At 71.5% G+C, this 14,096-nt stretch carries 7 protein-coding genes; all 7 read left to right on the forward strand.

Features of this window, described 5'->3' with window-relative positions; translation table 11 throughout:
* Positions 1-15 precede the first annotated feature (15 nt).
* Positions 16-1,368 (forward strand): lysine N(6)-hydroxylase/L-ornithine N(5)-oxygenase family protein, encoded by a 1,353-nt coding sequence (locus K4G64_RS05490; RefSeq protein ID WP_221754876.1) that lies wholly within the window; start codon positions 16-18, stop codon positions 1,366-1,368.
* 57 nt (positions 1,369-1,425) lie between these two features.
* The gene (locus K4G64_RS05495; RefSeq protein ID WP_221754877.1) at positions 1,426-2,487 is read left to right on the forward strand and encodes an iron ABC transporter permease; all 1,062 of its coding nucleotides are present in this window, start codon (positions 1,426-1,428) and stop codon (positions 2,485-2,487) included.
* Positions 2,484-3,545 (forward strand): iron chelate uptake ABC transporter family permease subunit, encoded by a 1,062-nt coding sequence (locus K4G64_RS05500; protein WP_221754878.1) that lies wholly within the window; start codon positions 2,484-2,486, stop codon positions 3,543-3,545. Before K4G64_RS05495 ends, K4G64_RS05500 begins: the two co-directional genes overlap by 4 nt.
* 39 nt (positions 3,546-3,584) lie before the next feature.
* Positions 3,585-4,439: an ABC transporter ATP-binding protein gene (locus K4G64_RS05505; RefSeq protein ID WP_221754879.1), complete on the forward strand. Its 855-nt coding sequence runs from the start codon at positions 3,585-3,587 to the stop codon at positions 4,437-4,439.
* 91 nt (positions 4,440-4,530) lie between these two features.
* Positions 4,531-5,589 (forward strand): iron-siderophore ABC transporter substrate-binding protein, encoded by a 1,059-nt coding sequence (locus K4G64_RS05510; RefSeq protein ID WP_221754880.1) that lies wholly within the window; start codon positions 4,531-4,533, stop codon positions 5,587-5,589.
* A 4-nt stretch (positions 5,590-5,593) separates the two neighbouring features.
* The gene (locus tag K4G64_RS05515) at positions 5,594-7,381 is read left to right on the forward strand and encodes an ABC transporter ATP-binding protein (protein ID WP_221754881.1); all 1,788 of its coding nucleotides are present in this window, start codon (positions 5,594-5,596) and stop codon (positions 7,379-7,381) included.
* 57 nt (positions 7,382-7,438) lie between these two features.
* Positions 7,439-14,096: non-ribosomal peptide synthetase (locus K4G64_RS05520; protein WP_221754882.1), on the forward strand; the 6,658-nt coding region annotated here is incomplete at its 3' end.

The raw sequence follows: 14,096 nt of genomic DNA on the forward strand, positions 1-14,096 counted from the left end.
CACGATGGGAGTGACATGTCGCAGGTTCTTCCCGGTGACGCACCACCGGTCCACGACCTGATCGGTATCGGCTTCGGGCCGTCCAATGTGGCCATGGCCATCGCGCTCCGCGAGCACAACAACGGCGTCGGCAGGCAGGAGGCGGTCACCGCTCACTTCTTCGAGCAGCAGCCTCGCTTCGGCTGGCACCGCGGCATGCTCATCGACGACGCCACCATGCAGGTCTCCTTCCTCAAGGACCTGGTGACGCTGCGGAACCCGGCCAGTGAGTACAGCTTCCTCTGCTACCTGCAGAGCAAGGGCCGGCTGATCGACTTCATCAACCACAAGAACCTGTTCCCGCTGCGCGTGGAGTTCCACGACTACTTCGAGTGGGCCGCGGCCCAGGTCGACGACATGGTCTCCTATGGCCACGAGGTCGTCGGCGTCGCGCCCGTCACCCGGGACGGCGTGGTGGACCACCTGGAGGTGACCGTCCGCTCGGGCGGCGGCCTGGAGGTCCACCGGGCCCGCAACCTCGTCATCGGCACCGGCCTGCGCCCCCTGATGCCGGAAGGCGTGGAACGCGGCGAACGCGTCTGGCACAATTCAGAACTGCTCGCCAAAGTAGACGAGTTGGAGGGCACCTCGCCCTCCCGGTTCGTCGTCGTGGGCGCTGGGCAGAGCGCCGCCGAGAACGTGGCCTACCTGCACCGCCGCTTCCCCGAGGCCGAGGTCTGCGCCGTCTTCTCCCGGTACGGCTACAGCCCCGCCGACGACAGCAGCTTCGCCAACCGGATCTTCGACCCCCAGGCCGTCGACGAGTACTTCGCCGCCCCCGAGGACGTCAAGCGCCGGCTGATGGACTACCACGGCAACACCAACTACTCCGTGGTGGACATCGACCTGATCGACGACCTCTACCGCCAGTCGTACCAGGAGAAGGTCCTCGGCACCGAGCGTCTGCGGTTCCTCAACGTCTCCCGCCTCACCGGCGTCAAGGAGTCGCCGTCGAGCGTCCGCGCCACGGTCACGTCCCTCGTCACCGGCGAGGATACCGACCTCGAAGCGGACGTCGTGGTCTTCGCCACCGGCTACAGCCCCGTCGACCCCACGAGCCTGCTCGGCGAGGTCGCCGACCGCTGCCTGCGCGACGACGAGGGCCGGGTCCGCGTGGAGCGCGACTGGAGCATCGCGACCGACCCCACCCTGCACTGCGGCATCTACCTCCAGGGCGGCACGGAGCACACGCACGGCATCACCTCGTCGCTGCTCTCCAACACCGCCATCAGGGTGGGCGAGATCCTGGACTCGCTCCTCGGCCGCGTGGCCGAGCCCGCGGACCAGCCGCGCACGCTCGCCGACGGCACCGGCAGCGCCGCCCGTTAAGCCGCAAGGCGTCGTCCGGTCAAGTCGCCCACCGCACAAGGGATAACGTACGTCGACATGGGCACGACTGCTGCAGTGGAGCGCCCCGCGACCAGAGGCTCATCACCGGCCCGTCGGCGTCGGGTCATGGGTCTGGGCATTCTCGTGGCGTTCCTGGCGATCGCCACGGTGCTGTCGCTGGCCGTCGGGGCACGCGCGCTGACTCCCACCGAGGTGTGGCACGGGCTGTTCGCCGGGCCGGAGTCCGACCGGCGGCTCACCGAGATCCGGCTCATCGTGGAGACCGTACGGGTGCCCCGCACGGTCCTCGGGATCGTGGCGGGCATCGCCCTGGGTGTCGGCGGTGCGCTCATCCAGGGGTACACGCGCAACCCGATCGCCGACACGGGCCTGTTGGGCGTGAACACCGGCGCCTCGTTCGCCGTGGTGTCGGTGATCGCCGTGTTCGGGTTCTCCGACCCGTTCCAGTACGTCTGGTTCGCCTTCCTGGGCGCGGCGGTCGCCGGTGTCGTGGTCTTCGGTCTCGCGAGCATCGGCCGGGGGGCCGGCAACCCGTTGACGCTCGCCCTGGCCGGACAGGGCATCACCGTCTTCCTCATGGCGATGACCACGGCGGTCGCGCTGTCGAACCAGGCGTCACTGAACGCGCTGCGGTTCTGGAACGCCGGCTCCCTCGCCGGGGTCGGCTTCGACGTCATCTGGCCGGTGACCGCGTTCATCGGCGCCGGGCTGGTGCCGGCCCTGACCACGCTGCCCTCGCTCAACCTGCTCAACCTGGGCGACGACGTGGCCAGGGGCCTGGGCGTGAACATCGCGCTGAGCCGGACCGTCGGCATCACCGCCATCACCCTGCTGGCGGGAGCCGCGACGGCCGCGTGCGGGCCCATCGCCTTCCTCGGCCTCATGGTGGCCCACGTGGCCCGGTACCTGACCGGCCCGGACTACCGATGGCTCGTGCCGTACGCCGGGCTGCTCGGGGCCGTCGTCCTGCTGCTCTGCGACATCGTCGGCCGACTGGTGGTGCGGCCGGGCGAGTTGGACGCCGGTGTCCTCGTGGCGCTGCTCGGCGCCCCCTTCTTCGCGGTCCTCGTGTGGCGCGGAAAGTTCAGGAGCGCATGAACGTGACCGAGGTGAAACCGTCGCTGCCGCCGGGTGTGCGGCTCGGCCGGGTGTCGTTCGTCTGGCGGCCCTGGCTGCTGGGCGTCACGCTGCTGCTCGCGGCGGCGGCCTTCCTGGTGTTCTGCGTCTCCATCGCGGTCGGGGACTTCCCCATCGGCCTCCCGCAGGTGCTCGCCACGCTCTTCGGGCGGGGCGAGCAGGTCGACCGGTTCATCATCATGGACCTGCGGATGCCGCGCGCCCTGGCCGGGCTCGTCGTGGGCGTCGCGCTCGGGGTGTCCGGGGCGATCACCCAGTCCATCGCCCGCAACCCGCTGGCCAGCCCGGACGTCCTGGGCATCACCTCGGGCGCCAGCGCGGTCGCGGTGTTCCTGGTGACCGTCTCGGGCGGGACCGCCGCGGCGATCGTCAACTCCGTGGGACTGTCGGCCGCGGCACTCGCGGGCGGGCTCGGCACGGGCCTGCTGGTGTACTTCCTGGCGTGGCGGCGCGGGGTCGACGGCTTCCGGCTCATCCTCATCGGCATCTCGGTGAGCGCCGTGATGGAGGCCATCACCACCTGGCTGCTCGTCACGGCCGACATCCGGGACGTGGCCCGGGCCCAGGCGTGGCTGGTCGGCTCGCTGGAGGACCGCTCGTGGGGCGAGGTCTGGACGGCCCTGTGGGGCGGGCTCGTCCTCCTGCTCGTGGTCGCCTGCGTCGCCTTCCAGTTCAGGCCGATGCACTTCGGCGACGAGGTGGCCGCGGGGCTGGGCGTCCGGTACACGAGGGTGCGGGCGGTGCTGCTGCTGTGCGCGGTGCTGCTGGCCGGTGTGGCGGTGAGCGCGGCGGGCCCGGTGCCGTTCGTCGCGCTGGTGGCGCCGCAGGTGGCGATGCGTCTGGCGCGCTGCCCCACACCGCCGATGGTGGCCTCGGGCCTGGTGGGCGCGCTGCTGCTGATCGGCTCCGACCTCGTGGCGCGCACGGCGCTGCCGGTCTCGCTCCCGGTCGGCGTGGTCACCGCCGCGATCGGGGGGCCCTTCCTCGTCTATCTGCTGGTGCGGGCGAACCTGCGGTAGATGTACAAGAGTCAGGTGAACCTAAGCAAGGGGGGGCCAGTGGTCGCACAGTCCGTCACCGAGCCTGCGGCCGAAGGCACTTCGAGGCTCGCAGCCCGAGGCGTCACGGTCGGCTACGGCGGCCGGGTCGTCATCGACGAGCTCGACGTGGCGATACCGCCCGGCGTGATCACCACGATCATCGGCCCCAACGGCTGTGGGAAGTCAACCCTGTTGAAGACGCTGTCGCGGCTGCTCAAGCCGGCCAAGGGGGCGGTCGTCCTGGACGGCGAGGACATCGGCCGCCTCCGGACGCGGGACGTGGCGAAGAAGCTCGGCCTGCTGCCGCAGGCGCCGGTCGCGCCGGAGGGGCTGACCGTGGCCGACCTGGTCGCCAGGGGCCGCCATCCGCACCAGAGCTGGCTGCGGCAGTGGTCCTCCGACGACGCCGAGGTGGTGGAGCGCGCCCTGGCCATGACGGGCGTGTCCGACCTGGCCGATCGCCCGGTCGACGCGCTGTCCGGCGGGCAGCGCCAGCGCGTCTGGATCTCCATGACCCTGGCCCAGGGCACCGATCTGCTGCTGCTGGACGAGCCGACGACCTATCTGGACCTGGCACATGCCGTGGACGTGCTGGACCTCGTGGACGACCTGCACGAGTCGGGCTGCACCGTCGTGATGGTGCTGCACGACCTCAACCTGGCCACGCGCTACAGCGACAACCTCGTGGTGATGCGCGAGGGGTCGGTCCTGGCGCAGGGGCATCCGCGGGACGTCATCACCGCCGAACTGCTGGACGAGGCCTTCGGGTTGAAAGCCCGGGTGATCGACGACCCGGTCGGCGACCGGCCACTCATCGTGCCGATCGGGCGGACCCATGTGCTGCCCGGTCACATCCCGGCAGCGGAGTGTTAGTAAGGCTAGGCTAACCTCATTCCCTCGCGATAAGGTTTGCCTGCCCTTAGGCGAGGGTGCAGCGAACTAGCGCGAAAGCAAGGGGATTTGGATGCTCCTCCATCGAACGACGCCCGGGAAGCCCTGGCGGCGGCTGGCGGCCATACTGTCCGCGGCCACCCTCGGCGTCGGTCTCCTCGCGGGATGCGGTTCCGGCTCGACGGACTCGGCGGACGACAAGGGCGAGGGCACTCAGGCCGCAGCCGCCGGTGACTTCCCCGTCACCGTGGAGCACGCGTTCGGGTCCACCACGGTGAAGAAGGCGCCCCAGCGCGTCGTCTCCGTCGGCTACACCGACGACCAGACCGTCCTGGCCTTCGGCATCAAGCCCGTCGGCATGGTCGACCAGTACCCGAACCCGCCCGGCAAGAGCCCCGACATCAACACCCAGTGGCCCTGGGTGAAGGACAAGTGGGGCGACACCAAGCCCGAGGTCGTCATGAAGAACGGCGACTCCGGCCCCAACTACGAGAAGATCGCGGCCCTTCGCCCCGACCTGATCGTCGCGGTGTACTCCGAGATCGACCAGGCCGCCTACGACAAGCTCTCCAAGATCGCCCCCACGGTGGCCCGCACCAAGGGCGAGAAGGAGCCCTTCAGCGCTCCCTGGCAGGACAACGCCCTGCACATCGCCAAGGCCCTCGGCCAGGCCGACGAGGGCCAGAAGATGGTCGACGACATCCAGGGCCGGCTGGACACGGCCAAGAAGGACCACCCCGAGCTCGGCAAGGAGACCGCGGTCGCCCTGTCCTGGTACAAGGACTCGGTGGCTCCCTTCACCTCCACCGACGTGCGCGGCCGGCTCGTCACGGGCATCGGCTACACGTACCAGACCGAGATCGACAAGGTCGCGGGCGGCAACTTCTACACCACGCTCTCGCCCGAGCGCATCGACCTCGTCGACGTCGATCACATCTTCGTCATCAACGACAAGGCCGACACCGAGGCGCTCAAGAAGTTCAAGCTGTTCGCCAACCTCGACGCGGTCAAGAAGGGCAACGTGTCCTACCTGCTCGACAGCGAGGGACCCGCGGTCGGCGCGGCCATCTCCCAGGGCACCCTGCTGTCCATGCCGTACGCGATCGACGAGCTCGTCAAGTCGGTCGAGTAGGGAAGTGAGCACCACCGACACGCGCGTCGCCCCGGCGACCCTGCGCACGACGACCGGCCGCGAGGCCGCCCGATGGGTCGCGGACCACTGCCGCGCGATGCCCGGCCTGACCGCCGCGACCGTGCTCACCACGGTCGCGGGGGCGGCGCTCCAAGTGCTCCCGGTGCTCCTGCTCGGCCGGGTGGTCGACGGGGTCGTCGGGGGCGAGGACCGTTCGATCCTGGTCACGATCGGGGTCCTGATCGGTGCCGCCGCGCTGCTCGGTGCGGCGGCCACCGCGGTGTCGACCTACCTGATCGGACGGCTGGGCGCGGATCTGCTCGCGCGACTGCGCGAGGGCGCCGTCCGCGCCGTGCTCGGCATGCCGAGCACCCGGATCGAGCAGGTCGGCCGGGGAGACGTGCTCTCCCGGGTCGGCGACGACGTCGCCGTCATCTCCAAGGGCATCCGCACGGCTGTCCCCACGGTGTTCTCGGCGGGCGTCCTGGTCGTCATCGCGACCCTCGGCATGTTCGGCCTCGACTGGCGGCTCGGCCTGGCCGGCGCCGGCGCGCTGCCGGCGTACGCGCTGGCGCTGCGCTGGTACCTGCCCCGGTCCGCCCCGCTCTACCGCAAGCAGCGCGTGGCGCAGGCCAACCGCGCCCAGGCGTTCATCAGCGGCCTGAACGGCATCGACACCGTCCGGGCGTACCGCCTGGAGGGCGCCTTCCGTGAGAAGGTCACCACCGAGTCGTGGCGGGTGCGCGAACTCGGTATCGAGGTGTTCCGGTTCTTCGGCCGGTTCGTGGGCCGGGAGAACCGCGCCGAGTTCATCGGCCTGGTCCTGATCCTCGTCGTCGGGTACGCCCTGCTGGAGGCCGACGCGGCCACCCTGGGCGAGGTGTCGGCGGCCCCGCTGCTGTTCCACCGGCTCTTCACCCCGCTCGGCGCCATCATGTTCACCTTCGACGAGGCGCAGAAGTCGGGTGCGAGCCTGACCCGCCTGGTCGGGGTGCTGGGGGAGTCCGCCGAGGAGCGGCTGGTCGGCGACGAGTCCGTCACGGCGGCCGGGGCCGGGGCGTACCCGGTGACGGTCCAGGGGCTGACGTTCCGTTACCCGGACACCGAGGAACCGGTGTTGCGGGACGTCGACCTGACGATCCCGTCCGGTGGGTCGCTCGCCCTGGTGGGCGCCACGGGGGCGGGCAAGACGACGCTGGCCGCGCTGATCGCCGGCATCGGCACCCCAGAGGCCGGGTCGGTGCGCATCGGCACGACCGATCTCGCCGACCTGGACGAGGCCGGGGCGCGGGCCCTGGTGAGCATCCTGACGCAGGAGACGCACGTCTTCTCCGGCCCGCTCGCCGACGACCTGCGGCTGTCCGCCCCGGGGGCCACCGACACCGAGCTGCTGGACGCGCTGCGCACCGTCGGCGCCGAGGGCTGGGTCGCGGCGCTGCCCGACGGGCTGCACACCCCGGTCGGTGAGGGCGGTGAGCGTCTGGACGTCACCAAGGTCGCCCAGATCGCTCTGGCGCGGCTGGTGCTGGGCCGGGCGCCGGTGGTGGTGCTCGACGAGTCGACCGCCGAGGCCGGCAGCGAGGGCGCCGCCGAACTGGAGCGGGCCGTGCTGGCCGCGTGCGCGGGCCGGACCACGCTGTTCGTGGCGCACCGGCTGACCCAGGCGATGGCGGCGGACCGGATCGCCGTGCTCGACGCGGGACGCGTCGTGGAGCAGGGGACGCACGAGGAACTGGTGGCTCTGGGCGGCCGGTACGCGCGACTGTGGCGGGCCTGGCGAGAGGGTAGTTAGGTAACCCTAATTTAGGTTAGCCTAACTCCACATTCTGGAAGGGACGCTGAGTCTTCGATGATGGAACCGCGCGCTCGTCTCGCACTGCTTTCCCCCACGCGCCTGGCCGATGTGCGCCGGCGGATCGGCGACTACCCGGACAGAACCATCACCGAGGCCTGCGCCATCGGCCTGTCGTACTGGGCGACGGGCCGCAGCCCCGAGGGCATCGACCTCACCCCCGGCACGCTCTTCGCCGACGTGCTCGGCTGGGTCGACAACGGCGGTGCGGCGCCCGCCGGTTGGGAGATCTCCCCGGACGGTCTCGGCATCACCCTCCCCGACGGCGTCACACCCGAGGACGCACAGCTCGCGCTGGACGACCTGGCCGACTTCCCGGACCGGCCGCTCGGCACCGTCGGCCCCTCCAGCGTGGCGGCGAGGCTGCGCACCCTGGCCGAGTGGAACGACAACCGGGCCGACCGGGACCGCCCCACCATCGTGGAGATGTTCCGCGCCCAGGCGAGTGCCCGGCCGGACGCCGTGGCCGTCGTCGACGAGCACCGGTCACTGACCTACCGCCAAGTCGCCAAACACTCCAGCCAGTTGGCGCACCACCTGCTCGGGCGCGGGCTCGGCTCCGAACAGGTCGTCGGCATCTCCCTGAGCCGCTCCGCCGACATGGTCGTCGGGCTGCTCGCCGTGCTCCAGGCCGGGTGCGCCTTCGTGCCGCTCGATCCGCAGTGGCCCGCGGCGCGCCGTACCGTCGTCATCGAGGACGCCCGGGTCGTCGTGCAGCTGAACGCCTCGGGCGAGCACGACCCGGCCGAACCGGACGCCGTGGCCGTCGACCTCGGCGACTGGCGGTACGACGCGTACCCGAAGGACGGGACCGGCGTCACCGTCCTCGGCGACGCGCTGGCCTACGTGATCTTCACGTCCGGTTCGACCGGGCGGCCCAAGGGCGCGATGATCCGCCACGAGGCGATCAGCGAGCGCCTGTTGTGGCAGGTGAACGAGATCCTCGGCTTCGGGCACGACGACGCCTCGCTGTTCAAGGCGCCGCTGTCGTTCGACATCTCCATCAACGAGATCTTCCTGCCGCTGGTCTGCGGCGGCCGGCTCGTCGTCCTGCGGCCCGGCGGCGAACGCGACCCCCACCACCTGCTGAGCGTCATCGCCGAACAGCGCGTCACCTTCACCTACCTGGTGTCGTCCATGCTGGACGTGCTGCTGGAGATGGCCGGCGACTCCGGCCGCCTGGACAGCCTGCGGCACGTGTGGTGCGGCGGGGAAGTGCTCACCCCCGAGCTGTACGAGCGGTTCCGCACCAAGCTCGACAACATCCCCATGTACCACGGCTACGGCCCCGCCGAGACGACCATCGGCGTCTCGCACGTCATCTACCGGGGCGCCGCGGAACGCCTGTCGACATCCATCGGCAAGGCCAACCCCAACACCCAGCTCTACGTCCTGGACGACGAACTGCGCCCGGTCCCGGTCGGCGTCGGCGGCGAACTCTACGTCGGCGGCTTCCTCCTGGGACGCGGCTACGTCAACGCACCGGCCCTGACCGCCTCCCGCTTCGTCGCCAACCCCTTCGCCGGCGACGGCTCCCGCCTCTACCGCACCGGCGACCTCGCCCGCTTCGCCCCCGACGGATCCCTGGACTTCCTCGGCCGCGCCGACAACCAGATCAAGATCCGCGGCATGCGGCTGGAGATCGAGGACGTCGAGGTCGGCCTCGCCGAACACCCCGGGGTCCGGCACACCTGCGTCGTCGCGAAGAAGAACGCGGCGGGCGGCACCTACCTGATCGGCTACGTCATACCCGCCTCCGGCAGCGCCGGCCTGCGGGCCGACGAGGTCAAGGCGTGGGCCGACGCGCACATGGTCGAGTACATGGTGCCCGCCCACATCGTCGTCATGGAGGAGTTCCCGCTCACCGCCAACGGCAAGCTCGACCGCACCGCGCTGCCCGAGCCCACGACCCAGGCGGGCCCGCTCGTGCGCCCCACCACCGACGACGAGCGCGCGGTGTGCGCCGCCGTCGCGGAGGTGCTGCGCCTCGAAGAGGTCGGAGTCGACCAGGACTTCTTCCAGCTCGGCGGCGACAGCATCCTCGCGATCTCCCTGCTGAGCGCGCTGCGCGAGCGGGGCCTGCACGTCACGGCACGGCAGATCTTCACCCACGGCACGGTGGGCGCGCTGGCCGCGGTCGCCGGCCGTGAGGACGTCTCCACCGTCGACCACGCCGATGTGGCCACCGGCACCGTCGTGGGCTCGCCCATCGTGCAGTGGCTCGGCGAGACCACGGACGCCGTCGACGGCTTCGTCCAGTCGGTCGTCCTGAACACACCGGCGGACCTGACCGCCGACGCCCTCGACGCGATCCTCGCCGCCCTCGTCACCCGGCACGACATGCTTCGCGCCAAGCTGGTGCGCGGCAGCCGCTGGAGCTTCGACATCCCCGACGCGGACCGGGCCGAGCCCTGCTGGCAGCTCAGCGACCGGCCGCTCGAGTACTGCGTCGCCCTCGCCACCGACGCGCTGGATCCGACCGGCGGCGTGATGCTCCGCGCCGTCTGGCGCCCCGAGGCACGCCAACTCGTCCTCGTCGCCCACCATGTGATCGTCGACGGCGTCTCCTGGCGCGTCCTGATGGAGGACCTGGCCACCGCCTGGCGGCAGCTCCGCGATGGCCGGCCCGTCGAACTCCCGCCGGTGGGAACGTCGTTCCGGCGCTGGACCCAGCTGCTGGAACGCGCCGCGTTCGACGCCGACGGCTCCTACTACCGGCGACCGCTGCCCGGCGAGGACCGGCCGCTGGCCCGCCGCGCCCTCGCCGCGACCGACACCGTCGCGAACGAACGCCTGCGGACCGTCACGGTCGGCCCCGACGTCACGGCCGCCCTGCTGAACGAGATCCCCGCGAAGTTCCACGCCGGCGTCAACGACGTCCTGCTCACCGCACTCGCCGTCGCCCTCGCCCGGCACCGCCGCGACCTGGGCCAGGACCAGACCTTCGCCCACATCGAACTCGAAGGCCACGGCCGCGAGGGACAGTTCGTCGCGGGCTCCGCCGGCTTCGAGCCGGAACTGTCACGGACCGTGGGCTGGTTCACCACCCTCTTCCCCGTGACCGTCGACCCCGGCACGGCAACCGACTTCACCACCCCCGAGTACCTGACCGCCGCCCTCAAGGCCGTCAAGGAGGACCTCGCCCGGGTCCCCGACAACGGCGTCTCCTACGGCGCCCTGCGCTACCTCACCCACAGCGAGTTCGACGCCCCCGCACCCCAGGTGCTCTTCAACTACCTCGGCCGCTTCGCCGCCGGGGCCCCCGGCGACTGGCAACTCGCGGGCACCACCGGCCAGCTGGGCGAGAGGCGCGACCCCCGGATGCGCCTGCCGCGCGCCCTGGAGTTCAACGCGATCGCCGAACCCGACGCCTGTGGCGCCTACGAACTCGTCACCACCGTCTCCTGGCCCGACGGCCTGTTCACCGACGCCGACATCACGGCACTCGGCGGCTACTTCCGCACGGCCCTGACCGGACTCGCCGCGCTCGACCAGGGCGGCCACTCGCCCAGCGACTTCCCCCTCGTACCGCTCACCCAGGCCGACGTCGACGCCCTGGACGGCCCTGCGCTGCGGGACGTCCTGCCGCTGACCCCGCTCCAGGAAGGCCTCTACTTCCACTCGGTCTTCGACGACGACTCCGCGGGCGCCTACGTCGAGCAGCAACTGCTCACCCTGGACGGCGACGTGGACGCCGGCCGGCTCTCAGCGGCGGCCACCCGCATGCTCACCCTCTTCCCGAACCTGGCCGCCCGCTTCACGGCCCTGGCCGACGGCCGCGTGGTCTCCGTCCTGGAGAGCGGCGTCGGGGCCCCGTTCACCACCCTGGACCGCCCCGGCATCACCGACGAGGAGATACGCGACCTCGCCGAACGGGACCGCCGCGCCGGCTTCGACCTGGCCACCGGCCCCCTCATGCGGTACACGCTCATCCGCACCGGCTCCGGCCGGAACGTCCTGGTACAGACCGTGCACCACATCATCGCCGACGGCTGGTCCGTGCCGCCGATGCTCCGCGCGCTGCTCGCCGAGTACCACGCGCCCGGCACCGTCCACCCGATCGGCGGCTTCGCCGACTACGTGCACTGGCTCGCGGGGCGCGACGCCGACGAGAGCGACCGCGTCTGGCGCGAGGAACTCGCCGATCTGCCCGGCCCGTCGCTGGTCGCCGAGGGGCACACCCCCTCCGACCGGTTCGCCGACACCTCCGTGGAACCCGAGGGCGACATCGACACCGCCGTCCGCGAGGCCGGAGTGCCGCTGAGCGTCGCCGTGCACAGCGCCTGGGCCGTCACCCTCGGCGGCCTCCTCCAGGGCCGGGACGTGGTCTTCGGCTCCACGGTCTCCGGCCGCGACGCCGAGGTGCCCGGCATCGGCGACATGGTGGGCCTCTTCATCAACACCATCCCCGTACGCGCCCGTTGGGCCCCCGACGCCACCGCCGCCGACCTGCTCGCCTCGGTGCGTGACCACCAGAGCACGGTCCTGCCGCACCAGCACGTCTCCCTGGTACGCATCGGCCGCCAGGCCGGCGCCGGTTCCCTCTTCGACACACTCGTGGTGTTCGACGTGGCCACCGACCTGACCGCGCTGCGGACCCCCGGCGACACGCTGACCATCACGGCCCTCGTCAACGAGGGAGCCCCGCACTACCCGCTGACCCTCGTGATCGAGCGCGCCCCCGACGGCCGTCCGCGCTTCAACCTCATCTACGACGGCGAACTCCTGCGCGAGACGGCCGCCCGCGGGATCCTGCACACCTTCAACCGGACCTTGACCGGCCTGCTCGCGCACCCGGACACCCCGGTCGACGACCTGGCGACGGGAGCCGGACGACGTCCCGCCCCCCTCACCCCGACCACCCTGGGCGGACTGTTCGACACCGCGGCCCGGCGCGACCCGGCGGCCACCGCCGTCACCCAGTGCGGCCTCGACGGCGCCACCCGCTCCCTGACCTACGGCGAACTGTCCGACGCCAAGAACGACCTCGCCTCCGCCCTGCGCGCGGCAGGCGTCGGCCCGGGCAAGCGCGTCGCCGTCGCCGTCCCCCGCTCCCTGGAACAGGTCGTCGCCCTGGTCGCGATCGTCGGCGCGGGCGGCGCGTACGTCCCCCTCGACCTCGCCTACCCGGACGAGCGGCTGGAGTACATCCTCGCCGACGCGGCCCCGCAGGTCGTCCTCGTGGACCGGGACCGGCGCGACCGCTTCACGGACCTGCTGGCCCGGGCGGGGGTGCCGGCCCGGGTGCTGGTCCAGGGCGAAGAGCCCCCGGCCGCCCGCACGGAACCCGCCCCCGAGCCCGACTGGCGCACCCCCGCCTACGTGATCTACACCTCGGGGTCCACGGGCCGCCCCAAGGGCGTCGTCGTCCCGCACTCCAGCGTGGTCTCGCTGCTCGCCAACACCAGGCCGGACATGGATTTCGGCCCGGGGGACGTCTGGGTGCAGTTCCACTCCTTCTCCTTCGACTTCGCCGTCTGGGAGTTGTGGGGCGCGCTGGCGCACGGCGGTGAGCTGCTGGTGCCCGAGTACGGCCTGACACGCTCCCCGGTCGACTTCCACCGCCTGGTCCGCGAGCGCGGCGTGACCGTGCTCAACCAGACCCCGTCCGCCTTCTACCAGTTCATCGAGGCCGACCGGCTCGCCGGCGAACCGCTGCCCGCACTGCGCCGGATCATCTTCGGCGGCGAGGCACTGGACCTCGGACGGCTGCGCGGCTGGGTCGAACGGCACGGCACGGCCGCCCCCGAGCTGGTCAACATGTACGGCATCACCGAGACCACCGTCCACGTCACCCACCGGGTGCTGACCGACGCCGACTTCGGCCCCGGCGACGACGTCAGCCCCATCGGCGGTCCGATCCCCGGCCTGGTCACCTACCTGCTCGACGACCGGCTCCGCGCGGTGCCGCCGGGCCGCGAGGGCGCCATCTACGTCGCAGGCGACCAGGTGTCCCTCGGCTACCTGGGCCGCCCCGGGCTCACCGCGGGCCGTTTCGTCGCGAACCCGTTCACGGCCGACGGCTCCCGCATGTACCACACGGGCGACCTCGCGATCCGCACCCTCGACGGCGAACTGGTCTTCACCGGCCGCGCCGACGACCAGGTCCAGCTCAAGGGCTTCCGCATCGAGTTGGGCGAGGTGGAGTCCGCGATCAGGGCCCTCGACGGCGTGACGGACGTGGCGGTGACGGTGGCGGACACCGGGGATCACCTGGTGGCGCACGTGGTGGGCAGCGTGCCGGGTGATTTCGAGGGCCGGTTGGCGGAGAAGCTGCCCGTTCACATGATCCCGGGCAGGATTCTCACGACGGATGCCCTGCCGCTGACGGTAAACGGCAAGTTGGATCGAAAGGCGCTGGTGGAGCGCGCCCTCAGGGGCGCGGGGAACTGCGCGACCAGCCCTCACGCACCCGCAGACGAAACCACCGCGGTAGCCGCACTCACCGAGATCTTCACAGAGACACTGCCCGGTTCAGACGTAACCGCCGACACCGACTTCTTCCGCGCCGGAGGCGACAGCATCATCGCCATCACGGTCGTGAACAGGGCCCGCGCCCTCGGCCTGAACATCGCACCCAGGGACGTCTTCCTGCTCAAGACCCCCCGCGCACTGGCCGAACACCAGGGCACCCACACACCCCAGACCCCTCAGG

Origin of the sequence: Streptomyces sp. WAC04114 (assembly GCF_019733245.1) — a bacterium.
Taxonomy (GTDB): domain Bacteria; phylum Actinomycetota; class Actinomycetes; order Streptomycetales; family Streptomycetaceae; genus Streptomyces; species Streptomyces massasporeus_A.

Excerpts from the sequence above, each read along its gene's own strand:
- K4G64_RS05490 (WP_221754876.1), top strand. The coding sequence starts at position 16 with ATGTCGCAGGTTCTTCCCGGTGACGCACCACCGGTCCACGACCTGATC.
- K4G64_RS05495 (WP_221754877.1), top strand. The coding sequence starts at position 1,426 with ATGGGCACGACTGCTGCAGTGGAGCGCCCCGCGACCAGAGGCTCATCA.
- K4G64_RS05500 (WP_221754878.1), top strand. The coding sequence starts at position 2,484 with ATGAACGTGACCGAGGTGAAACCGTCGCTGCCGCCGGGTGTGCGGCTC.
- K4G64_RS05510 (WP_221754880.1), top strand. The coding sequence starts at position 4,531 with ATGCTCCTCCATCGAACGACGCCCGGGAAGCCCTGGCGGCGGCTGGCG.